Raw genomic sequence first — 22,683 nt, forward strand, 5'->3', positions numbered from 1 at the left:
TGGGACGGCATGCTTCCGGGGTGTTCCAGACCGCTCCCCGCAAGCCCCCGCTGTCCCGCCGTTCCCTTCTCGCCGCCGTCGGGGGCACCGCCGCGCTCGGTGCCGTCGCCGGCTGCGGGGTGCCCGCCGCGTATGTGGCGCCCGGTGACCGGGCCGTCGCCGACCAGTCCGCCCGCGACAAGAAGCTGACCTGGGCGAACTGGCCGCTCTACATCGACACCGATGACGACGACCCCGGCCGGCGGCCCACGCTGGAGGGGTTCGAGCAGCGCACGGGCGTCTCCGTCGACTACGTCGAGGAGATCAACGACAACGACGAGTTCTTCGGCAAGATCAGCCCCGCGCTGATGAGCCACCGGTCCACCGGCCGCGATCTGATCGTCATCAGCGACTGGATGTGCGCCCGGTACGTCAGGCTCGGCTGGGTGCAGGAGATGGACCGCGCCCGCCAGCCGAACGTGGAGCGGCACCTGGACCCGCTGCTGCGCTCGCCCGCCTTCGACAAGGGCCGCCGGTTCACCGTGCCCTGGCAGTCCGGCATCACCGGCATCGCCTACAACCGCCGCGCGCTCGGCCGCGAGATCCGCCGTGTCGCCGACCTGTGGGCCGAGGACCTCAAGGGCCGCGTGACCCTGCTGTCCGGCCTGGACGAGTCGTTCGCGCTGCTCATGCAGGGCAACGGCGTCGACATCACCCGGTGGACCGCGGACGACTTCCACCGGGTCTGCGACCAGGTGGAGCGCGAGGTCGAACGAGGCCAGATCCGCCGCTTCACCGGCAACGACTACACCAAGGACCTGGTCAGCGGGGACGTCCTCGCCTGCCAGGCGTACTCCGGCGACGTCATCCAGCTCCAGGCGGACAACCCCGACATCCGCTTCGTCGTCCCCGAGGAGGGCGCCGAGCTGTGGTCGGACTCCCTGATGATCCCCGACCGGGCCCGCCACAAGGCCGACGCCGAGCGCCTGATCGACTACTACTACGCCCCCGAGGTCGCCGCCCGGCTCGCCGCCTGGGTGAACTACGTCTGCCCGGTCCCGGCGGCCCGCGAGGTCCTGGCCGCCGCCAAGGACGAGGACACGGCCGCCCTCGCCGACAACCCCCTCATCTTCCCGGACTCCGGCATGCGCCGCCGCCTCGCCGTCGCCCGCGACATCTCCGCCAGGGAACGCCCGGAGTTCACCCGGCGCTGGAACGCGATCGTGGGGCTCTAGCACCCGGCCGTCGGCGGTGCCGGGTTCACTTCAGGCCGCTGAGCATGACGCCCCTGATGTAGTGCTTCTGGAGCAGCAGGAAGAGCAGCAGGACCGGCAGCACGCTCAGGACGAGACCCGCCATGACGATCGGCATCGTGCGGGTCGGGTCGACGTGGTCCTGGAGGAGCTGGATACCGACCGGCAGGGTCATCACGTCCGGGTTGGCGGTCGAGACGAGCAGCGCCCAGATGTACTCGTTCCAGGCGTCGACGAAGGTCAGCAGCCCGAGGGTGACCAGGAGCGGCTTGGTCTGCGGCACCACGATCCGCCACCACACGGTGAACTCGCCGGCTCCGTCGATGCGCGCGGCCTCCAGGACCTCGTCCGGGATCGCGACCATGAACTGGCGGGTCAGGAAGATCCCGAAGCCGTTGACGAGGAACGGCATGGCGAGCGCCGCGATGCTGACGGTCAGGCCCGCGCCGCCGCGCCCGAGGAGGTCGTTGCCGCCCGCCAGCGGCCAGTGCACCAGGATCAGGAAGTGCGGGATGAAGAAGAGGAACGGCGGGAACATCATCGTGGACAGCACGAGGCGGAAGACGAAGTCCCGGCCGGGGAAGCGCAGTTTGGCGAGCGCGTAGCCCGCGAGGGAGGACGTGAGCAGCACCGATCCGGTGATCAGCGCGGTGGCGACGACGCTGTTGCGGAACAGCACCGGCAAGTCCAACTGGTCGATCGCCGCACGGTAGTTGGAGAGGTCGAACGCCTGGGGCAGGAACCGGTACGGCAGCGTGCCGGACTCACCGGGGCCCTTGAAGGACGTCATCACCATGTCCAGGAACGGCACCACCGTGAGCACGGCGCCGGTCACGACCACGAGGTACGCCGGCCACGGGAAACGGCGACGGCCCACGCCTCCTTGCTCCTTCACGCGTCCTCCCCGGTGCGCCGGAACCACCACAACTGGGCCAGCGTGATCGCGAGGACCACCACGAACAGCACGAAGGCGGCGGCGCTCGCGGTGCCCCAGTCGCCGTAGCCGAAGGCCAGCCGGTACATCTCCAGCGCGGCCACGTTCGTCGCGTCACCCGGGCCGCCCTTGGTCATCACGATGATCAGCGCGAACGACTGGAGGCCGGTGAGGAACTGGGTGACGCACACGAACAGCAGGGACGGCCGCAGCAGCGGCAGGGTGATCCTCCAGAAGACGGTGACGGGTCCGGCGCCGTCGAGCGCGGCGGCCTCGTAGTACGACTCGGGGACGGACTTCAGCCCGGCGGTCAGGACGAGGACCGCCGAGCCGAGCGAGGCCCAGGCCTGGACGACCACCACCGAGGGCAGCGCGGTGTCCGGGTCCGCGAGGAACGCCACCGAGTCGAGCCCGACGACGTTGAGGACGCCGTTGACCAGACCGCCCGGCTCGTACATGTACTTCCAGACGTTGCCGACGGCGACGACGGTCGTGACGATCGGCAGGAAGTACAGGGTGCGCCACAGCCCCTGGAACCGCAGCCTGTCGATGCAGGTGGCGACGAGCACCGACCCCGTGAGCGCCAGGGCCACGGTGCCCAGGGCGAACAGCAGCGTGTTGGTGAGGATCGGCGTCAGGAACGTCGATCCGTCCGCGAACAGGGCGGTGAAGTTGCCGGGGCCGGCCGGCTCGATGTCACCGAGGGCGAACCCGGACCAGCGGGACATCGACAGCAGCAGCGCGAAGCCGAGCGGCAGGACCAGGAAGACCGCGAAGAACAGCAGCACCGGCGCCAGGAAGAGGTAGGCGACGGCGGTCTGGCGGCGCCGGTGGCGGACACGGCCGTCGACGGCGCGCCCGACGGCCCGCGCACGGGGTGTCCGTTCGGCCGTCTCCGGCACCAGGGCGTTCACCATGAGCGTGCCACCTCCTGATCGACCTGACGGCGGGTGACGCGCAGCGCCTCCTCCACCGACCGCTGACCGGTCCACAGCGCCTCGATGTTCTTGCGCAGCAGCGACTTGGCCTGCTGCGCACCCGGCACGTTCGGCTCCGGCACCGCGTAGGCCAGCGCGTCCAGGAACGGCCGCAGGTTCGGATCGCCGGCCCCGCCGGGCCCGCCGCCCGCGCCCAGGAGCGTCCGCATGTCGTCGGCGCGGCCGGTCAGGGAGCCGACCGACACCTGAAGGGCGCTCATCCGGGTCGCCACCGCATCCTTCTCGCCGCGCGTCTTCTCGGCGTTGAGCCAGCGCAGGAACTCCCATGCCTCGCGCGGGTGCGCACTGGCCGCGTTGACGCCGAGCATGAAACCGGTGCAGAGCGTGGCGCGTTCGCCGCCGGCCTCGGGCAGGGGCAGCGGGGCGACGCCGACCTCGCGGTAGTCCCCGCCCATCTCGGTCTTCAGGCTCGCGGTCCACCAGCCGGCGCTGATCACCATGGCCACCTGCCCGGACGGGAACGCCCGGTAGACGTTGACGCCGGGGGCACTCGCCCCTCCCGCCACGAGGCGGTGCTCCAGGCCGAACACGGCCCGGCCGGCCGGTGAGTCGATGGCGGTGCTCCTGCCGTCCGCCGAGACGAACGTGCCGCCCGCGGCGTTGAGCAGCGCGAGCGTCTGGCCGACGGTGGTCGAGTCGTCGTAGGTCGACAGGCCGAAACCCTGGACGAGCGTGTTGCCGTACCGGTCCCGCCGGGTGGTGCGGTAGGCCGTCTCCTCCAGCTCCCGCCAGGTGCGCGGCGGCCCGTCGAGGCCCGCCTCGCGCAGCAGCCGCTTGTTGTAGTACAGGGCGTACGTCTGCACCTCCGTCGGGTAGCCGTACACCCTGCCCCCCACCGACGCGGCGCCGACCGCCGCCGCGCTGTAGCCGCGCCTGATCTCCTCGGCGTGCTCGGCCGGGGCGGGCCGCAGGACGCCGGCCCGGACGAGCTGGCCGTTCCACAGGCAGTACGGGTGCAGGATGTCGGCGCCCTGCCCGGCGGCCTGCCGGACCATGAACGTGGTCAGCAGGTCCGTGAACTCGACGGCCTTCGTCCGCACCTTGACCCGGTCGTGGGTGGCGTTCCACTCGTCCACGGGCCCCCGCAGCGCCTCCTTCAGCTCCCCGCTCGCGTAGTGGGAGAGCAGCGTGAGGACGATCGGGTCCCCGGGCCGCCCGGTGCCCCGGTGCGGCGCCGCGCAGCCGGAGACGAGCAGCGCCGAGGGGAGCGCGAGCGCGAAGTGACGGCGGCTCAGACGGGCCGCCCTCCTCGGTGACCGCCGGGCGGACAGGCCGTCGGCGCGGCGGGACGGCGTCATCCGGCGGCCTCCCGGCGCAGCACGCGGAACACCCGGGTCGTGGTGAAGCCGGCCGCGCGGTACAGCCGGCCCGCCGGGGACCGCTCACCCGTCCACAGGAACCACGCCGAGTGCGCGCCGCGCGCCCGCATCCGCTCCAGCACCAGGTGGAGCAGGACCGTGCCGAGCCCCGTGCCGCGCATCTCCTCCAGCACGCCGAACGGGCCGAACCGCTCCTGCGCCGAGGCGTACGCGCCGTGCATCGCCCAGCCGGCCAGGCGGCCCGACGGGTCCCGGGCGACGACGATCCGGTCGAGCGGTGTGCCCGCGGCCAGGCACTCCCGGATCGCCCGCGCCCAGTCCGGGCTGAAGTGGCTCCCGGCGAGCGCGAGCAGGTCGACCAGGTCGTCGTCGGACGGGGTGGCGAACCGGTGGCCGCGGGCCGCCAGTTCGTCCCGGCGGCGCGCGGCCACGTCGGGGAAGCGGTAGCCGACCAGGCCGCGGTCCATCGCCGCCGCCTCGTACAGGGTCCGGAAGCCCAGGGAGTCCAGGAGCTTCGCCGCTTCCGGGTACGTCTCGGCGTCCAGGCCGGGCAGGACGTAGTTCGGGGTGTACGAGGAGAAGTCCACGCGGGTGCGGCCGTGGCCGTGCAGCCAGTCCAGGGCGTCGGTCAGCAGCCGGCGGCCGAGGCCGCGGCCCCGGGCGGCCGGGTCGACGAAGAAGAACGGGATCCAGCCCTGCTCCGGCTCCAGGTCGGTGCCGCTCATGGGCGTCAGCCGGCGCACCGCGTAGGCCGCGCCGACGACCCGGTCGCCGTCGACGGCGACCCGGAGCCCCTCCGGGTCGAAGTTGGCGTCGAGCAGCACCAGGGAGCGGAATCGGTCCGGGGTGATGGGGTCGGCCGGCGCGCTGCGCCGCCACGCCTCCACCAGCCGGGGCCCGTCGCCCACGCGAAAGCCACGCGTTCCGGCGCGAACTGTCGTCGTGCGGTCGGTCATCGACGGGGTGTCCTTCCCTCCGCGGGTGCGGGGCAGCGGGCGGCGGTAGTTATGGCTTCAGGGGTAGAGCAGCACGTCGGCGCCGGCCCAGTGGGCGGGCGGTGCCGGTGGGGCGCACAGCGCCAGCGGGTCGTCGCCCGCGTCGACGGCGCGCCGCAACCGGTCGGAGCCCCACAGCAGGTCGACGAAGGGACGGCGGCCGGCCTCCCCCGCTGCTTCCGCGCCGCCGTCCGCGGTGTGCCAGGCGAAGTCGTCCGGGTACAGCCGCCGCAGCGTGGCCAGCATCGCGACGCCGGTGCGCACGGGAGCGAACGCCGCGCGGTCGGTGAGGTGGAGCTGGACCCCGCGCAGCGGCCGCCCGGCGTGCTTGTGGAAGGTCGGTACGAAGCACAGGTCACGGAAGTGCACTCCCGGCAGGGCGAGTTCGGCGAGCGCGGGTGCGAACCGCGCGTCGATGTACGGCGCCCCGACGATCTCGAAGGGCTGCGTGGTGCCCCGGCCCTCGGAGAGGTTCGTCCCCTCGAACAGGCAGGTGCCGGGGTAGACGGCGGCCGTGGCGGGCGTCGGGATGTTCGGTGAGGGCGCGATCCACGGCAGGCCGGTGGCCGCCGCGTCCATGGGGCGCCGCCACCCGGCCATCTCGATCACCGTCAGGGCGGCGGGGGCGCCCGCGGCCCGGGGCACGGCGGAGGCGTTGAGGTGCCGGGCGAGTTCACCGCAGGTGAGGCCGTGCCGGACGGGTATCGGGGCGCGCCCGACGAAGCTGGCCCACGCCGGGTCGAGCAGCGGGCCCTCGCTGACGAGACCGCCGAGCGGATTCGGCCGGTCGGCGACCACGAACCGTACGCCCGTACGGGCCGCGGAGACCATCAGGTCGAACATCGTCCACACGTAGGTGTAGAACCGGGCCCCGATGTCCTGGAGGTCGAACACCAGGGCGTCGACGCCGCTGTCGAGGAGCAGGGTGTCGAGGTGCTCGCCGTCGCACCGGTAGGTGTCGTGGACCGGCAGGCCGGTGGTGGGGTCGCGCCGGGCGGTGCCGCCCTGCCCGGCCTGGCCGGTCCCGTGCAGCCCGTGCTCGGGTCCGAACAGGGCGACCAGCGGCGCACCGGCCGCGAGCAGCGCGGGCGCGGCGGGGCGCAGGTCGGGGAGGACGCCGGTGTGGTTGGTGACCAGCCCCAGCCGGCCGGGCCCGGCGAGTCCGGGCGACGCGTGCAGTCGTGCGATCCCGGTCGTCACCGCGACGCGGTCGTCCGTGCTCATCCGTTGCCCCGTCTGCCGGTGACGTCTCGAAGGGTGGGGCGCAATTTACTGGTTTGTCCGGGAACTTTGCAATGATTCAGGGCGGTTCGCGCCGAAGCGGCGGTTCGTCGTGGAAGGAGACGTTCGCGGCGCGGGGCGCCGGGGGAGACATCAGCTCATGACCACCGCGATCGTCGTCGGCGGCGGACCCAACGGCCTCACCGCCGCCGCGCTCCTTGCCCGGGCCGGGCTGGACGTCACCCTCCTGGAGGCCGCCGACGAGATCGGTGGCGGCACCCGCAGCCAGGAGGCGATCCTGCCCGGTCTGCTGCACGACCACTGCTCGGCCGTCCACTCCATGACCGTCGCCTCGCCCGCGCACAAGGCACTCGACCTCGCCCGCCACGGCCTGCGCTGGCGGCTGCCGGACGTCGACTGCGTCCACCCCCTGGACGACGGGACGGCGGGGGTGCTGCTGCGCTCCGTGCAGGACACCGCCCGCATGCTCGGCCCCGACGGTCCCCGCTACCGGCGCCTGCTGGAACCCTCGGCGCGCCACTGGGAAGCCCTGAGCCGCGACGTGCTGGGCCCCCTCCTGCGCGTGCCGTCCCACCCCCTGCTCCTCGCCCGCTTCGGCCTGCCCACCACCCTCCCGGCGACCCTCCTCGCCCGCCTCTTCTCCACCCCCCGGGCCAGGGCCCTGTGGGCCGGCGTCGCGGCGCACTCCTTCCGCCCGCTGTCCGAGCCGTTCGGCTCGGCCGTCGGGCTGGGCGTCCTCGCCGCCGGCCACGCCTGCGGATGGGCCGTCGCGGAAGGCGGCTCCCAGGCCATCGCCCGCAGCCTGGAACAGGCGCTGCGCGCACGGGGAGGCCGTGTAAGGACCGGCGTGCGCATCACCCACCACACCCAGATCCCGCCCGCCGACGTCACCCTCCTCGACCTCGACCCCGCGCAGGTCGCCCGCGTCTACGGCGACCGGCTGCCCGCCCGCGTGCGCCGCGCCTACCAGCGCTTCCGGCGCGGCCCGGCCGCCTTCAAGGTGGACCTGGCCGTCGAACAGGGCGTGCCGTGGACGAACGAACACGCCCGGCGCTCCGGGTTCGCGCACCTCGGCGGCACGTTCGCCGAGATCGCGCAGGCGGCGAGGGACGTGACCGGGGGCCGGATGCCCGAGCGCCCGTTCGTCCTGGTCGCCCAGCAGTACCTGGCCGACCCCGGCCGGTCCGCCGGCGACGTCCACCCGGTCTGGGCCTACGCCCACGTCCCCCACGGATACGACGGCGACGCCACGGAGGCCATCCTGGGCCAGCTCGAACGCTTCGCCCCCGGCACCCGGGACCGCGTCGTCGGCCTGCGCACCACCTCACCGGCCGACTTCGCCGCCGCCAACGCCAACTTCGCCGGCGGCGACATCCTCACCGGCGCGAGGACCGTCCCCCACCTCCTGTTCGGCCCGCGCCCCGCCCTCGACCCCTACTCCACCACCCTGCCCGGGGTCTTCTGCTGCTCCGCCGCCACCCCGCCGGGCCCCGGCGCCCACGGCATGTGCGGCGCGGGGGCGGCGGCCTCGGCGCTGCGCCACCTCGGGGCGACGCCGGACTGGTGACGCGGCCGGGCGCGCGCGGGGCACGTCAGAAGCGCAGCGCCCCGCTCACCGTCGCCGCGGCCTGCCGTACGGCGGGGGCCAGCCGGTCGGGGCGGGCGGTCGTCGGAGCCGTCACGGACACGGCCGCCACGACGGTGCCGTTCCGGAACACCGGTGCGGCGAGGGAGAGTTCGCCCAGGCGGTACTCCTGGTAGGCCTGCGCCAGCCCGGTCGCGCGCACCCGGGCCAGCTGGGCACCGAGCGCGCCGGGAGCGGTGACGGTGTACGGGGTGTGACGGACGGCGCCGGACCCGACCGCGAAGCCACCGTCGGATCCGGACCCGTAACCTCCCCCGTACGCCAGCAGCACCTTGCCCGCCGCCGTGGCGTGCAGCGGCAGCCGTTCGCCGGTGACCAGGCAGAGGGCCGCGCCGGCGGCCGGGATCGTCACGTCGGCGTGGCCGCCGGTGCGGGTGGTGAGGGTGCGCAGGGCCGGCAGGGCCGTGGCGAGGAGTCCGCGGGGGCAGGGCGCGGCGGCGCCGAGGGTGCGGAGGCGGGTGCCGAGGCGGTAGGAGCCGTCGGCCGCCCGTTCCAGCCCGCCCCAGGCCACCAGTTCCCGCACCATGCGCAGCGCGGTGGGCACGGGCAGCCCCGTGCGGCGGGCGATGTCCGTCAGGCGCAGGGTGTCGGGCGCGTCCCCGAACGCGTCCAGCACGGAGAGGACCCGCCCGGCGACGCTCTCGGCCATACCGCTCCTCCGTGTCCGCATCCGCATCCGCGGCCCGCGTTGTCGCTCAGTGAAACCCGGGCGTTGGCGCCGTGCGGCCCGGTCCGTCAGGGTCAACGCATGAATCTCGGCCTCTCTTCCGACCAGTTGCTGTCCACCACCCGCGCCGTCCGCCACCGGCTCGACCTCACCCGGCCGGTGCCGCGCCGGCTGCTGGAGGAATGCGTCGACCTGGCGGTCCAGGCGCCGACCGGGCGCAACCGGCAGCGCTGGCACTTCGTCGTCGTCACCGACCCGGACCGGCGGGCCGCGCTGGCGGACGTGTGGCGGGCCGGCGTGAGCACGCCGGGCGCCAGTGAGCCGCTGCCGGCGCGGGATGTGCGGCGCGCGAGCGTGGCCCGGATGGACCGCGTCTACTCCGGCGCCGCGCACCTCTACGAGCACCTCCACGAGGTCCCGGCGCTCGTCGTCCCGTGCGTGGAGGGCCGTACCGACGACGCGCCCGTGCTGCGCCAGGCCGGCACCTGGGGATCCATCCTCCCGGCCGTGTGGAGCTTCATGCTCGCCGCCCGCGCCCGGGGTCTCGGCACCTGCTGGACCACCGGGAACCTCGTCCACGAGCGGGAGTCGGCCCGGGTGCTCGGCATCCCGTACGAGGACGTCATGCAGGCCGCGCTCATCCCCGTCGCGTACACCCTCGGCACCGATTTCCGGCCGGCCGACCGCATCGCACGGGAGCGGGTGCTCCACTGGGAAGAGTTTTGAACATGTTCAATTCCGGGCGTACGCTGCTGCCATGAGCGACAGAGCCGCCCTGCTCAAGGGCATCCGCGTCTGGCTGGCCCTCTTCGTCGTGTGCCTCGTCCTGAGCGGGGCCACCGCCTTCCCGCTGGTGCACGAACTGCACTGGACCGAGAGCGCGTTGCGCGCGCTGTCCGTGCCGGAACATCTGCCGGGCCTGATGGCGTGGATCTCCCGGGTGCGGGACGGGCTGGACACCGTCGACGCCGACCACCCCTTCGTCCTGTACGGCACCGACTGGCTGGCCTTCGCCCACCTCGTCATCGCGGTGGCGTTCTACGGCCCGTACCGCGACCCCGTCCGCAACATCTGGGTGGTGGAGTTCGGCATGATCGCCTGTGCCGGGATCATCCCGCTCGCCCTCGTCTGCGGACCGGTCCGGGGAATCCCCTTCTGGTGGACCGTCATCGACATGTCGTTCGGGGTCTTCGGGGTCGTCCCGCTGTACGTCGTACGGAAGAAGATCAAGCGGCTGGAGGCGCTCGGCGCACCGTCCGCGCTCCGGGCCGCCCCCGCCGCGGGCTGAACCCGGTGCGCGGCGAACGACCCGGCCCAGGTCAGCGGTTGAACGCCGGGAACGCGAAGCGCTGGGCGATGGCCAGGCCGTCGCCCTTCGCGTCCGTGGAGTTGACCGAGTAGACCAGCGTGCGGGACAGGTCCTGGGTCGCGGCCATCACCGTCGCGTACCCGGGGCGCGAACCCGTCTTGCCCCAGATCACCCTGCCGTTCACCTCGAACCGCTCCAGCGCCGCGCCGTACCGCGCCCCGGGCACGTCCGGCAGCGTGAACATCTCCGTCAGCTGCGGCTGCGGCACCACCCGGCCGCGGAACAGCCCGAGCAGCAGCCGCTCCAGATCGGCGGTCGTGGAGATCATGTCGCCGGCCGCGAACCGGTCGGACATGTTCCAGTCGGTCACGTCGACCAGCTTCCCGTCGATCCAGTCGTAGCCCCGGTTGTGCGGGCCGTGGATCCGCGGGTCCGCGCCGGCCGGGAAGGAGCTGTGCCGCATGCCGAGCGGCCGGAAGATCCGCACCTCGGCCTGGTGCGCGTACGAGTCGCCGGTCACCTTCTCGATGAGCATGCCGAGCACGGTGTAGTGGATGTTGCCGTAGGTCTGGCGCGTGCCCGGTGCGTACGCCGGGCCCTGCGCCACGGCACCCGCCACGACCTGGCGGGGCGTCAGCGTCTCGAAGCGGTGCGGGTAACCCTCCTCGACCGTGTCGCCCAGGGACGGGCCCGGGCGCAGCCCGCTGGTGTAGTTCAGCAACTGCCGTACGGTGATCGGCGCGAAGTCCTCGGAGAGCAGGCCCGGCAGGTACCGCTGCACGGTCCCGTCGAGGTCGATCCGGCCCTCCGCGGCCAGTTGCAGCACGATCGACGCGGTCACCACCTTCGTCACCGAACCGGCCCGGAAGCGCGCGTTCTGAAGGGCCGGCGCCCCGGTCCGCACGTCCCGCACCCCGGCCGTGCCCTGCCAGGTCCCGTCGCCGCCGACGCGCAGGACCGCGGCGGTGGCGTCGTGGTCGGGCAGCCCGGCGACGGCGGCGGCGAGGGCCTCGGCGTCGGGGCCGGCGGCGGCAGGGGCGGTCGTGGCGCGGGCGGACTCCGAGGGCGCGGACGCGGCGACGGCGGGGACGGCCAGCGGGCCGGCGGCCACCGCGGTGACGAGGGCGGCGGCCAGGAGGGCGGAACGGCTGGAGCGGCGCATACGGGACTCCTTCGAAGGGTCGGGCGTCGGGTGCCGGAAGACGGTGCGTGATCATCCTCAGGCGCCGGTCCGGGACGCGGATCCTCACCGAGGAGGGTGTACGACCCTTGCCCGTCCCCGATCAACCAGCCGACCGCCTAGGGGAGTTGCCGGGGATCACCCCTACGGTCCGCTCCCGCCCGGATGGAGTGCTCCTGCGCGGCCATCACCTCGTCGCCGTGCTCGAACGCCCAGGCGCCGAAGGCGTCGATCGGCTCCAGCAACGTCCGCCCCAGCGAGGTGAGCCCGTACTCCACCCGGGGTGGCGAGCCGCCGTAGGCCCGCCGCTCCACCAGGCCGTTGAACTCCAGCCGCCGCAGGGTCTCGGTCAGCACCTTCTGGCTGATCCCGCCGATGCGCTCGCGCAGGGCGACCGGCCGCCGCGGCCCGTCCCCGAGGGCCCACAGCACCACCGAGTTCCAGGTGTTGGCGAGCAGGTCGAAGGCGAGCCGGGCCCGGCAGTCGGCGAGGAAGACGTGGTCGTCGGTCACGTACCGAATGGTGCCCGAGCGGCTCCCTACTGTCCTGTGCGTATCCGACACACCCACCGGGGGAGGACGTTGTGCGCATAGGGATTCTCGGCACGGGCTCGATGGCTCGGGCGCTGGGCGGGCAGTGGGAACGCGCCGGGCACGAGGTGGTCGCGGCCGGCCGGTCGCACGGCGACCTGCGGGCGGCGGCGGAGCACGGCACCGACGCGGTGCTGCTGGCCGTGCCCCACGCGGCGGCCGTGGACGTCGTCTCGGCACTCGAAGACACGCTGCGCGGACGGGTGCTGGTCGACTGCACCAACCCGGTGGGCCCCGACTTCGCCCTGCTCACGGCCGGGGGCCCGGCTGCCGCCGAGCGCGTCGCCGCCGCCGCGCCCGCCGCCCGCGTGGTCAAGGCGTTCAACCTGTGCCACGAGAGCGTCTGGCGGCTGACCCCGCCCGTCTTCGCCGGCCGCCCCCTCGCGGTCCCGGTGTGCGGGGACGACGAGGCCGCGCTCACCGTCGTACGACGGCTCGTGCGCGACCTGGGCTGTGTGCCGCTGCACGCCGGCGGACTGGACCGGTCCGGGCTGCTGGAGGCGACGGCCGCGCTGCTGATCCGGCTGTGGGTGGCGGAGGGCGCCGACGCCCAGGCGATCGTGCCGCCGGCGGAGTTCTCCGGGCAGCGCACCTAGGGCCTCTCGTTCGGATCATGCCGGGCTCGCGGGCCCTGGCACCGCGCCTCGCCGCGTTGTCGTCGGTTGCCATGGCTCCGCCATGGCGCCCTCCTCCGCCTTGCGATGCACGGCACCAGACCCCGCTCCCTGATCCGGCCTGATCCAAACGAAAGACCCTAGCCCGTGGTGCGCAGGCCGTGCAGGACGTCGACCCGGTTCGTCGTGATCGAGTCGACGCCCAGGTCCAGCAGGCGGCTCATGGAACGGCGGGTGTCCGGGGTCCAGACGGACAGCAGGAGGCCGTCGTGGTGGACGCGGGCCGCCAGCTCCCGGCTCACCAGCGAGAAGCGGTAGTTGAGCCAGCGCGGGCGGATCGCGGCCAGCAGCGCGGGCCGGGGCGGCGCCAGGGTCGTCCAGGTCAGGGCGATCTCGGCGGCCGGGTCCGCGGCGCGGACGGCGAGCATCGCCTCGGCGTGCGCGCTGTAGTAGACCCGGTCCGCGGCCCCGCACTGCCGGACCACGTCCAGGGTGCGCGCGACCGTGCGGCGGCCGACCGGCCCGCACAGGTCCACCATCACCCTGGTGTCCCCGGTCGCGGCCAGCGCCTCCGCCAGCGTCGGCACACCGCCCGCCGTGAGCCCGCGCAGCTCGTCCGCGGACAGCGCGGCCAGCGGCCGGTCGACCTCCCACAGCCGCCGCAGCGTGTCGTCGTGCAGCAGCACGGGGACACCGTCCCGGGTGAGCCGTACGTCGACCTCGACGGCGTCCGCGCCCCGGTCGAGCGCGGACCGCAGTGAGTCGAGGGTGTTCTCACGGAAACGGTAGGGGTCGCCGCGGTGGGCCACGGCGGTCAGCGTCTGCATGGCCCCCATTGTGGCCGCTGTCAGGAGGCCGCCCAGGCGGCGGTGTACGTGTCGATCTCCGCCGCGATCCGCGCCTTGCCCGCCGCGTCCAGGAAGGACGCCTCCACGGCGTTCTTCGCCAGGTCGGCCACGCCCCGCTCGTCCAGGTCCAGGAGCCGGGCGGCCACCGCGTACTCGTTGTTCAGGTCGGTGCCGAACATCGGCGGGTCGTCCGAGTTGATCGTGATCAGCACCCCGGCCCGGGCGAACTCCTTGATCGGGTGCTCCTCCAGCGTGCGGACCGCGCGGGTGGCGATGTTGGAGGTCGGGCACACCTCCAGCGGGACCCGGTGCTCGGCGAGGTGGGCGAGCAGCTTCGGGTCCCGCGCCGAGTGGGTGCCGTGCCCGATCCGCTCGGCGCGCAGCTCGGTCAGCGCGTCCCACACGGTCTCCGGGCCCGTCGTCTCCCCGGCGTGCGGCACGGAGCGCAGACCGGCGGCGATGGCCCGGTCGAAATGCGGCTTGAACTGCGGCCGGGGCACGCCGATCTCCGGCCCGCCGAGCCCGAACGACACCAGGCCCTCCGGGCGGAACCGGTCGTCGGTGGCCAGCCGCACCGTCTCCTCGGCCGCCTCCAGACCGGCCTCGCCGGGGATGTCGAAGCACCAGCGCAGGACGGTCCCGAAATCCGCCTCGGCGGCCTTCCGGGCGTCCTCGATCGCGTCCATGAACGCCCGCGCGTCGATGCCGCGCCGGGTGGAGGAGAACGGGGTGAGGGTCAGCTCGGCGTACCGCACCTGCTGCCGGGCCATGTCCCGGGCCACCTCGTAGGTGAGCAGCCGGACGTCCTCCGGGGTGCGGATGAGGTCCACGACCGACAGGTAGACCTCGATGAAGTGCGCGAAGTCGGTGAAGGTGAAGTAGTCGGCCAGGGCCTCGGGGTCACTGGGGACCTTGGAGTCGCGGTGGCGGGCGGCCAGTGCGGAGACGATGCGGGGGGAGGCGGAGCCGACGTGGTGGACGTGCAGTTCCGCCTTGGGCAGTCCGGCGATGAAGGCCCGCAGATCGCGGTCGGCGGTGCCGGTGGCGGGTACGGAGCTGTCGGTCAAGGGGGCCTCCCCGGGACGGGCGCCCGCGGCACGCCGTCCGTGGCACGTCGTGCGCCGGACGTGGTCCGTGGTGCGGGCGCGATGATCGGCTGATCGGGTTGCGCCGCATCATCGTAGGCCCCCGGCCGGACTGGCCCGCGCGGCCCGTAGCATGACGGGACGTCCAGCAGAGGGGTGTGCCGACCATGTCCGACGAGGTGCCGCAGTCCACGCCGGGGGAGCAGAGCGCCGGGCAGCACCCCGCGATACCCCGGGTCTCCCTGGACAAGGAACCCGGGCGGACGGCCCCGACCGCCCCCGGAGCGGAGGAGGCACGGGTCCAGGACGCCGTCCCCGCGTCCCGCACCGTCCACGACCAGCAGACGGTGACGTCGCTGCCGTCGTACCCGGAGCCGGCCGCGCCCGCTGACGCCGTACCCGCGCCATGGGCCGGCCCGGCCGGGGGCCCCACCCCCGCGGCGCCGCCCCCTCAGCGAGACCCCTTCGCACTCGCGCCCCCCGCCTCGCAGCCGAATCCCTTCGCGCCTCCGTCTGGGGCCTCGGAGCCGAACCCCTTCGCGTCCCCGTCCCGCACGCCGCAGCCGAACCCCTTCGCGCCTCCGTCTGCCGCCTCGCAGCCGAACCCCTTCGCGCCTCCCTCTGCCGCCTCTGAACCGACCCCCTTCGCTTCCCCGGCCCCCGCAGCGCAGCCGCATCCCTACGCGCCGCCCGTGCCCGCGCCCCCGGCGAACCCCTTCGCCCCGCCGGCGGAGCACGCCGGACCGCACGGGGGAGCGGCACCGGTGCCTCCGCCGCCCATCGCCCCCGACGGGCCCGGCCAGGTGTCGTACGGCTACCCGGGCGCCGGTCCGGCGTACGGCTACCCGGGCCCGCCGCAGGCCCCGTACGGCGGTGCCGCCCCGTACCCCACGGCCCACGGCTACGGCTGGCCCGGCATGCAGCCGCTCCCGAGCAACGGCATGGGTACGGCCTCGCTGGTGCTGGGGATCATCTCGGCGGTCGGCTTCGTCCTGTGGCCCATCGCCCTGGTGCTGGGCATCCTGGCCCTGATCTTCGGTGGGCTGGGCCGGGGCAAGGCCGGCCGAGGCGAGGCGACGAACCCGGGCGTGGCCCTGGCCGGCATCATCTGCGGCGCCGCCGGAATCGTCCTGGTGCTGGGCCTGTTCGCCCTGCTCATCGCGACGAACGCCTGACGAGCCCACCGGCCGGAGCCACCCGGCACCGGTGGCCCGGCGCAGCCGCCCCCACGCTGCAACCCAGCACTGACCGACCCGGCACCGGTACCGGAGCAGCCCGGCACCGCCGTCCCGGCACCGGCAACCAAGCAGCCCCGCATCACCATGGCGACCCCGGCCACCCGGCACCGGCCCCCCGGAATCGGCCACCCGGCACCGGCCACCCTGGAATCGGCCACCCGGCACCAGGCCCCCCAAAACCCGGCCCCCTGAAACCCGGCCCCCCTAAAGCCCGGCCCCCCTAAAACCCGGCCCCCCTAAAACCCGGCCCCCGACGCGCACCCCCCAAAGCGCCGCAGGCCTACGCGCCGGCTCCCGCCAGCCGTTCTCGTGCCTCCATCAGCGCGAAGCCCAGCAGGTTCAGGCCCCGCCACCGCTCCGGGTCCGAGGCCGCCTCGTCGTCCGCCGCCAGGCCGATGCCCCAGATCCGGTCCACGGGGCTCGCCTCCACCAGCACCCGTTCCCCGGTCCCCAGCAGGAACATCCCCAGGTCGTCGTCGGCGGCGAACTTGTGCACGCTGCCCTCCACGACCAGCCCGAAGCGTTCCCGCGCCCACACGGTCTCGTCGAAGCCCCGGACCAGCCGCCCGGCCTTCTTCGCCTCCGCGGGATGCTCCGCGGCCAGCACCCGGCGCTCCGCCTCCGCGTCCCCGAACAGCCGGGCCTTGCCCGCCATCATCCAGTGCTCGGCCGTCGCGTACTCCACACCGTCCACCACGAACGGTGACGGCCACCACTGGCTCAGACAGCTCGGGCCGATCCGGCCGTCCGGCCGCGGCCGGTGTCCCCAGAAGTGCAGATACCTGATCCGGGCCCCTGCCCGGACCTCCCTGATCAGGGCGTCCACCCCGTCGATCTTCCCCATGCACGCGAGTGTGGCACGCACCACTGACACTCCGTCCGCCCTTTTCCGCCCCGACTCGACACCTGGTCGACAGATTCCGTCGCGTAACCAAAAGGCAACAACGGAATCACTTGTTGGCGTTCCGTCCCTCTGTCAGGATCGGCACTCAAATCGAGCTGGAGCCACGCCCCCCGCCCCTCGGGACGGGCGCACGGCGGAGGAGAGCGACATGCACAACCCGGGCACCGCCACCCCGGAACGATTCCCCGCACAGGACCGCCTGGCGGACGGCGCGCAGTTCATCGCCGGCCGGTTCGCCCAGGGCACCTCGGGCCGCACCCACTCCGTGATCGACCCGGCCACCGGTACCGAGGTGTACACGTACGAGCTGGCCGGTACCGACGACGTCGACGCGGCCGTCGCCGCCGCGCGCGCCGCCTTCCCGGGCTGGGCCGCCGCCACCCCGGGCGAGCGCTCGGACGCCCTGCACCGGTTCGCCGCCGTGCTCGCCGACCGCGCCGAGGAGTTCGCCCGCGCGGAGTCCCTCCAGTGCGGCAAGCCGCTCAAGCTGACCCGCGAGTTCGACGTGCCCGGGACGATCGACAACACCGCCTTCTTCGCGGGCGCGGCCCGGCATCTGCAGGGGCAGTCCGCCGGTGAGTACTCCGGCGACCACACGTCGTACGTCCGGCGCGAGCCCATCGGTGTCGTCGGCTCCATCGCGCCCTGGAACTACCCGCTCCAGATGGCCGCCTGGAAGATCCTGCCGGCGGTCGCCGCGGGCAACACCATCGTGCTGAAGCCCGCCGAGCTGACCCCGCTGACCTCACTGCTGTTCGCCGAGGCCGCCACGGACGCCGGCATCCCCGACGGCGTGATCAACATCGTCACCGGCACCGGGAAGGAGGCCGGGGAGCATCTCGTCGGGCACCCCGACGTGGCCATGACCTCCTTCACCGGTTCCACCGCCGTCGGCAGGCGCGTCGCCGAGATCGCCACCGCCACCGTCAAGCGGCTGCACCTGGAGCTGGGCGGCAAGGCGCCCTTCGTCGTCTTCGACGACGCCGATCTGGAGGCCGCCGTGCACGGCGCGGTCGCCGGCGCGCTCATCAACACCGGGCAGGACTGCACGGCCGCCACGCGCGCGTACGTGCAGCGCCCGCTGTACGAGGCGTTCGTGGAGCGGACCGCCGCGCTGATGGAGACCGTGCGGCTCGGCGACCCGTTCGCGCCCGGCACCGACCTCGGGCCGCTGATCTCCCACGCCCAGCGCGACCGGGTCGCCGCCTTCGTGGACCGCGCCCGTGCCCACGCGCGCGTGGTGACCGGCGGCGAGGCTCCCGAGGGCGACCTGAAGGACGGCGCCTACTACCGGCCCACCCTGATCGCCGACGCGGCCCAGGACAGCGAGATCGTCCAGTCGGAGATCTTCGGACCGGTACTGGTCGTACTCCCGTTCGACAGTGATGATGAGGGCATCCGGCTGGCCAACGACACCCCGTACGGCCTCGCCGCCTCCGCGTGGAGCGGCAACGTCTACCGCGCGAACCGGGCCACCCGCGAGATCAAGGCGGGCTGCGTCTGGATCAACGACCACATCCCGATCATCAGCGAGATGCCGCACGGCGGCTACAAGGCCTCCGGCTTCGGCAAGGACATGTCGGCGTACTCCTTCGAGGAATACACGCAGGTCAAGCACGTAATGTTCGACAACACCGCGGTGGCCAGGAAGGACTGGCACCGCACGATCTTCGGGGACCGCTAGCGACGACCAGGCCACCGACCAGGCCGATCCTCCGAAAGGGCACCACGCGCATGGAGCAGTACGAGCCCGACCGCCTCACCCCGCCCCAAGTGGCCGCCATGCGGCGCAGCCTCCGCAACGGCAGGGCCGCCCTGACCCGCCGGTCGCTGCTGCGGGCGTCCGCGGGCGGCGCGCTCGCCGCCGGCGGCCTCGGGGCGCTGAGCGGCTGCGGGATCCCCGCCGCGGGCAAGACCCAGGGCGGCACCTCCGCCCAGGACCACTCGGCCCGGGAGAAGGTCGTCAACTTCTCCAACTGGACCGAGTACATCGACGTCGACGACAGCGGCAAGCACCACCCGACCCTGGAGACCTTCCGCCGCAGGACCGGGATCACGGTCAACTACACCGAGGACATCAACGACAACAACGAGTTCTTCGGCAAGATCAAGCCGCAGCTCGCCGCGGGCCAGGACACCGGCCGGGACATCGTCGTCCTCACGGACTGGCTGGCCGCGCGGCTGATCCGCCTCGGCTGGGTGCAGAAGCTCGACCCATCGAACCTGCCGCACGCGTACACCAACCTCTCGCCCCAGTTCCGCAACCCCGACTGGGACCCCGGGCGGGCGTACTCGTACCCCTGGCAGGGCATCTCCACCGTGATCGCCTACAACAAGAAGGCGCTCGACGGCATCGAGGTGCGGACGGTCTCCGACCTGCTCGACAACCCCAGGCTGAAGGGGCGCGTGGGCTTCCTGTCGGAGATGCGGGACTCCATCGGCATGACCCTGCTCGACATGGGCAAGGACCCGGCGAAGTTCACCGACGACGACTTCGACGCGGTGATCGCCCGCCTCCAGAAGGCCGTCGACAAGGGCCAGATCCGCCGCTTCACCGGCAACGACTACACCTCCGACCTGACCAAGGGCGACTTCGCGGCCTGCCTCGCCTGGGCCGGGGACGTGGTCCAGCTCAAGGCGGACAGCCCGGACGTCGACTTCATCATCCCCGACAGCGGCTACATGACGTCCACCGACAACATGTGCGTCCCCAACAAGGCGCGGCACAAGACGAACGCCGAACGGCTCATCGACTTCTACTACGAGCCCGATCAGGCCGCCGCGCTCGCCGCCTACATCAACTACGTGACTCCGGTCGACGGGGTGAAGCCGTACCTTGCGAAGATCGACAAGGACGCGGCGGACAACCCGCTGATCGTCCCCGACAAGGCCATGCAGGCCAGGTCCCACGCCTTCCGCTCCCTGAGCCAGAAGGAAGAGACGGCCTACGAAGAGAAGTTCGCGAAGCTGACAGGGGCGTGACGACGATGAAGACGACACCGGACAACAGCGGCGACGTCCGCCTCTCCGGCATCTCCAAGACCTACGGCTCCTTCACCGCCGTACACCCGCTGGACCTGACCGTGCCCGAGGGCTCCTTCTTCGCCCTGCTCGGCGCCTCAGGCTGCGGCAAGACCACCACCCTGCGCATGATCGCCGGCCTGGAGGAGCCCACGACGGGCACGGTCCGGCTCGGCGACCAGGACGTCACGCACCTGCCGCCCTACAAGCGGCCGGTGAACACGGTCTTCCAGTCCTACGCCCTCTTCCCGCACCTCGACATCTTCGAGAACGTCGCCTTCGGCCTGCGCCGGCGCGGCATCAAGAGCGTGAAGAAGCAGGTCGAGGACATGCTGGAACTGGTCCAGCTCGGCGAGCAGGCGCGCAAGAAGCCGCACCAGCTCTCCGGCGGCCAGCAGCAGCGCGTCGCCGTGGCCCGCGCGCTGATCAACCACCCCAAGGTGCTCCTGCTGGACGAGCCGCTCGGCGCCCTGGACCTGAAGCTGCGCCGCCAGATGCAGCTGGAGCTCAAGCGCATCCAGACCGAGGTCGGCATCACCTTCGTCCACGTCACGCACGACCAGGAGGAGGCCATGACGATGGCCGACACGGTCGCCGTGATGAACGGCGGCCGGGTCGAGCAGCTGGGCTCGCCGGCCGACCTGTACGAGAACCCGCAGAGCACCTTCGTCGCGAACTTCCTCGGCACCTCCAACCTCATCGAGGCCGAGGTCGACACGAAGAACGGCGACGACATCGTGCTCAAGGCGGGCGGCGGCAAGCTGGTGCTGCCCGAGGCGCGGTGTTCCGCCCCGACGACGGCCGGCGGCAAGGTGCTGGTCGGCATCCGCCCGGAGAAGATCTCGCTCACGCACGCCGACGACGCGGGGGAGATCCCTCCGGGCCGCAACCGCCTCACCGGCAAGATCGCCGACGCGAGCTTCATCGGGGTCTCCACGCAGTACGTCATCGACAGCCCGGTCTGCGACGAGCTGGCGGTCTACGTCCAGAACGTCGAGCGGGACGGCCGGCTCGTGCCCGGCGCCGACGTGGTCCTGCACTGGAGCCCGGCCCACACCTTCGGCCTGGACGCCGCCCAGGACATCGACGCGGGCACCGAGGAAGAGGTCGCCGCCTGATGTCCACGCTCACCGAGGCGCCCCCGCCTCTCGCGCCCCAGGCCCCGGAGACGAAGCCCCCGCGCAAACGCGGCCGGTTCACGCCGTACTGGCTGCTGCTGCCCGGCATGCTCTGGCTGATCGTCTTCTTCGCGCTGCCGATGATCTACCAGGCCTCGACCTCCGTGCAGCAGGGCTCCCTGGAAGAGGGCTACAAGGTCACCTGGCACTTCGCGACCTACTGGGACGCCCTGTCCACGTACTGGCCCCAGTTCCTGCGGTCCGTGTCCTACGCCGCCGCCGCGACCGTGCTGTGCCTGCTGCTCGGCTACCCGCTGGCCTACCTCATCGCCTTCCGCGCGGGCCGCTGGCGCAACCTGATCATGATCCTGGTGATCGCGCCGTTCTTCACCAGCTTCCTGATCCGCACCCTCGCCTGGAAGACGATCCTCGCGGACAACGGCGTGGTCGTGCACGCGCTGAACTCGCTGCACATCCTCGACCTGACCAACTGGCTCGGCTGGACGGCCGGCGACCGCGTCCTGGCCACCCCGCTCGCGGTCGTCTGCGGCCTGACGTACAACTTCCTGCCGTTCATGATCCTGCCGCTGTACACCTCGCTGGAGCGGATCGACGGGCGCCTGCACGAGGCGGCCGGCGACCTGTACGCCAAGCCGTGGACCACCTTCCGCAAGGTCACCTTCCCGCTGTCCATGCCGGGCGTGGTCTCCGGGACGCTGCTGACCTTCATCCCGGCGGCCGGCGACTACGTCAACGCCGAACTCCTCGGCTCCACCGACACCCGCATGATCGGCAACGTCATCCAGACGCAGTTCCTGCGGATCCTGGACTATCCGACGGCCGCGGCCCTCTCCTTCATCCTCATGGCCGCGATCCTGGCCATGGTCACCCTCTACATCCGCCGGTCCGGGACGGAGGATCTGGTCTAAATGCCCTTCGTCACCTGGCTCAAGCGTCATCTCGTCGTCATCGCCGGACTGCTGACGCTCGCCTATCTCCTGCTGCCGAACGTCATCGTCACGGTGTTCTCCTTCAACAAGCCGAAGGGGCGCTTCAACTACGAATGGCAGCAGTTCTCCACGGACGCCTGGAAGGACCCCTGCGGTGTCGCCGACCTGTGCGGCTCGCTGTCCATCAGCCTCCAGATCGCCGTCTGGGCGACGGTCGGCGCCACGATCCTCGGCACGATGATCTCCTTCGCGCTGGTCCGCTACCGCTTCCGCGCGCGCGGCGCCGTCAACTCGCTGATCTTCCTGCCGATGGCGATGCCCGAGGTCGTCATGGCCGCCTCGCTGCTCACCCTGTTCCTCAACATGGGCGCCCAGCTGGGCTTCTGGACGATCCTCATCGCCCACATCATGTTCTGCCTGAGCTTCGTCGTCACCGCGGTGAAGGCGCGCGTGATGTCGATGGACCCGCGCCTGGAGGAGGCCGCCCGGGACCTGTACGCCGGTCCCGTGCAGACCTTCCTGCGGGTCACCCTGCCCATCGCGGCACCCGGAATCGCCGCGGGCGCGCTGCTCTCCTTCGCGCTCTCCTTCGACGATTTCATCATCACCAATTTCAACGCGGGCTCGACCGTCACCTTCCCCATGTTCGTGTGGGGCTCGGCCCAGCGTGGAACGCCTGTCCAGATCAACGTGATCGGTACGGCCATGTTCCTGGTCGCCGTTCTCCTCGTGCTGTCGTCGATGGTCGTCAGCAATCGCCGGAACAAGCAAAAGGCATGAGCCCTTTCCCGGGT

At 72.6% G+C, this 22,683-nt stretch carries 22 protein-coding genes; 11 read left to right on the plus strand and 11 right to left on the minus strand.

Translation table 11 applies throughout. From position 1 onward, the window contains the following. Positions 1–20: 20 nt before the first annotated feature. Positions 21–1,214 (plus strand): spermidine/putrescine ABC transporter substrate-binding protein, encoded by a 1,194-nt coding sequence (locus tag ABZV94_RS07070; protein ID WP_356338031.1) that lies wholly within the window; start codon positions 21–23, stop codon positions 1,212–1,214. 25 nt (positions 1,215–1,239) lie between these two features. Here ABZV94_RS07070 and ABZV94_RS07075 read toward each other — a convergent pair whose 3' ends face one another. Genes ABZV94_RS07075 through ABZV94_RS07095 form a run of 5 tightly spaced genes read right to left on the minus strand, consistent with a single transcriptional unit; the run spans position 1,240 to position 6,702 of the window. Continuing rightward, positions 1,240–2,127, minus strand: a complete 888-nt coding sequence (locus tag ABZV94_RS07075; protein WP_356338033.1) for a carbohydrate ABC transporter permease — start codon at positions 2,125–2,127, stop codon at positions 1,240–1,242. Then, a complete protein-coding gene (locus ABZV94_RS07080) occupies positions 2,124–3,083 on the minus strand; it encodes a sugar ABC transporter permease (RefSeq protein WP_356338035.1) in 960 nt (319 codons plus the stop codon). Before ABZV94_RS07080 ends, ABZV94_RS07075 begins: the two co-directional genes overlap by 4 nt. Next, the gene (locus ABZV94_RS07085; protein WP_356338037.1) at positions 3,077–4,462 is read right to left on the minus strand and encodes an ABC transporter substrate-binding protein; all 1,386 of its coding nucleotides are present in this window, start codon (positions 4,460–4,462) and stop codon (positions 3,077–3,079) included. The genes ABZV94_RS07080 and ABZV94_RS07085 overlap by 7 nt, the downstream gene beginning before the upstream one ends. Continuing rightward, positions 4,459–5,439: a GNAT family N-acetyltransferase gene (locus ABZV94_RS07090; protein ID WP_356338039.1), complete on the minus strand. Its 981-nt coding sequence runs from the start codon at positions 5,437–5,439 to the stop codon at positions 4,459–4,461. The genes ABZV94_RS07085 and ABZV94_RS07090 overlap by 4 nt, the downstream gene beginning before the upstream one ends. A 57-nt stretch (positions 5,440–5,496) precedes the next feature. Further along, positions 5,497–6,702 (minus strand): DUF1343 domain-containing protein, encoded by a 1,206-nt coding sequence (locus ABZV94_RS07095; RefSeq protein ID WP_356338040.1) that lies wholly within the window; start codon positions 6,700–6,702, stop codon positions 5,497–5,499. A 157-nt stretch (positions 6,703–6,859) separates the two neighbouring features. Between ABZV94_RS07095 and ABZV94_RS07100 the strand changes: the two genes are divergently transcribed. Next, a complete protein-coding gene (locus ABZV94_RS07100; protein ID WP_356338042.1) occupies positions 6,860–8,287 on the plus strand; it encodes an NAD(P)/FAD-dependent oxidoreductase in 1,428 nt (475 codons plus the stop codon). 25 nt (positions 8,288–8,312) lie between these two features. Here ABZV94_RS07100 and ABZV94_RS07105 read toward each other — a convergent pair whose 3' ends face one another. Next, a complete protein-coding gene (locus tag ABZV94_RS07105) occupies positions 8,313–9,014 on the minus strand; it encodes an IclR family transcriptional regulator C-terminal domain-containing protein (RefSeq protein ID WP_356338044.1) in 702 nt (233 codons plus the stop codon). Between the two features lie 99 nt (positions 9,015–9,113). Between ABZV94_RS07105 and ABZV94_RS07110 the strand changes: the two genes are divergently transcribed. Together ABZV94_RS07110 and ABZV94_RS07115 are read left to right on the plus strand one after the other, a co-directional pair. Further along, the gene (locus ABZV94_RS07110) at positions 9,114–9,758 is read left to right on the plus strand and encodes a nitroreductase family protein (protein WP_356338046.1); all 645 of its coding nucleotides are present in this window, start codon (positions 9,114–9,116) and stop codon (positions 9,756–9,758) included. Between the two features lie 31 nt (positions 9,759–9,789). Further along, positions 9,790–10,320 (plus strand): hypothetical protein, encoded by a 531-nt coding sequence (locus tag ABZV94_RS07115; RefSeq protein WP_356338048.1) that lies wholly within the window; start codon positions 9,790–9,792, stop codon positions 10,318–10,320. Between the two features lie 31 nt (positions 10,321–10,351). Here the strand turns inward: ABZV94_RS07115 and ABZV94_RS07120 are convergent, their stop codons facing one another. Both ABZV94_RS07120 and ABZV94_RS07125 read right to left on the minus strand, forming a co-directional pair. After that, a complete protein-coding gene (locus tag ABZV94_RS07120; protein WP_356338050.1) occupies positions 10,352–11,503 on the minus strand; it encodes a serine hydrolase domain-containing protein in 1,152 nt (383 codons plus the stop codon). Between the two features lie 137 nt (positions 11,504–11,640). Then, entirely contained in the window at positions 11,641–12,033 is a 393-nt protein-coding gene (locus ABZV94_RS07125; RefSeq protein WP_356338052.1) for a helix-turn-helix domain-containing protein, read from the minus strand. Positions 12,034–12,104: 71 nt separating this feature from the next. On the opposite strand from ABZV94_RS07125, the gene ABZV94_RS07130 reads away from it, so the two are divergent. After that, on the plus strand, positions 12,105–12,707 hold the full coding sequence (locus ABZV94_RS07130; RefSeq protein WP_356338054.1) for an NAD(P)-binding domain-containing protein: 603 nt from the start codon (positions 12,105–12,107) through the stop codon (positions 12,705–12,707). Between the two features lie 158 nt (positions 12,708–12,865). Here the strand turns inward: ABZV94_RS07130 and ABZV94_RS07135 are convergent, their stop codons facing one another. Then, the gene (locus ABZV94_RS07135) at positions 12,866–13,552 is read right to left on the minus strand and encodes a glycerophosphodiester phosphodiesterase (RefSeq protein ID WP_356338056.1); all 687 of its coding nucleotides are present in this window, start codon (positions 13,550–13,552) and stop codon (positions 12,866–12,868) included. A 20-nt stretch (positions 13,553–13,572) separates the two neighbouring features. Next, entirely contained in the window at positions 13,573–14,640 is a 1,068-nt protein-coding gene (locus ABZV94_RS07140) for an adenosine deaminase (protein WP_356338058.1), read from the minus strand. A 782-nt stretch (positions 14,641–15,422) separates the two neighbouring features. Here ABZV94_RS07140 and ABZV94_RS07145 point away from each other — a divergent pair. Beyond that, a complete protein-coding gene (locus ABZV94_RS07145) occupies positions 15,423–15,833 on the plus strand; it encodes a DUF4190 domain-containing protein (protein WP_356338060.1) in 411 nt (136 codons plus the stop codon). A gap of 343 nt (positions 15,834–16,176) precedes the next feature. On the opposite strand, the gene ABZV94_RS07150 is transcribed toward ABZV94_RS07145, so the two are convergent. Continuing rightward, the gene (locus ABZV94_RS07150) at positions 16,177–16,740 is read right to left on the minus strand and encodes an NADAR family protein (RefSeq protein WP_356338062.1); all 564 of its coding nucleotides are present in this window, start codon (positions 16,738–16,740) and stop codon (positions 16,177–16,179) included. A gap of 208 nt (positions 16,741–16,948) precedes the next feature. Between ABZV94_RS07150 and ABZV94_RS07155 the strand changes: the two genes are divergently transcribed. The 5 genes from ABZV94_RS07155 to ABZV94_RS07175 are packed head-to-tail and all read left to right on the plus strand — an operon-like array spanning position 16,949 to position 22,669. Further along, positions 16,949–18,484 (plus strand): gamma-aminobutyraldehyde dehydrogenase, encoded by a 1,536-nt coding sequence (locus ABZV94_RS07155; protein ID WP_356338064.1) that lies wholly within the window; start codon positions 16,949–16,951, stop codon positions 18,482–18,484. Positions 18,485–18,534: 50 nt separating this feature from the next. After that, entirely contained in the window at positions 18,535–19,782 is a 1,248-nt protein-coding gene (locus ABZV94_RS07160; protein ID WP_356338066.1) for a spermidine/putrescine ABC transporter substrate-binding protein, read from the plus strand. Next, positions 19,779–20,939, plus strand: coding sequence for an ABC transporter ATP-binding protein (locus ABZV94_RS07165; RefSeq protein ID WP_356338068.1), 1,161 nt, complete (start codon positions 19,779–19,781; stop codon positions 20,937–20,939). The genes ABZV94_RS07160 and ABZV94_RS07165 overlap by 4 nt, the downstream gene beginning before the upstream one ends. Then, positions 20,939–21,868 (plus strand): ABC transporter permease, encoded by a 930-nt coding sequence (locus ABZV94_RS07170; protein WP_356338070.1) that lies wholly within the window; start codon positions 20,939–20,941, stop codon positions 21,866–21,868. The genes ABZV94_RS07165 and ABZV94_RS07170 overlap by 1 nt, the downstream gene beginning before the upstream one ends. Beyond that, positions 21,869–22,669, plus strand: coding sequence for an ABC transporter permease (locus tag ABZV94_RS07175; protein WP_356338072.1), 801 nt, complete (start codon positions 21,869–21,871; stop codon positions 22,667–22,669). The last annotated feature ends 14 nt before the right edge of the window (positions 22,670–22,683 follow it).

The sequence above is a fragment of the Streptomyces sp. NPDC004658 genome, from assembly GCF_040609555.1.
Taxonomy (GTDB): Bacteria; Actinomycetota; Actinomycetes; order Streptomycetales; family Streptomycetaceae; genus Streptomyces.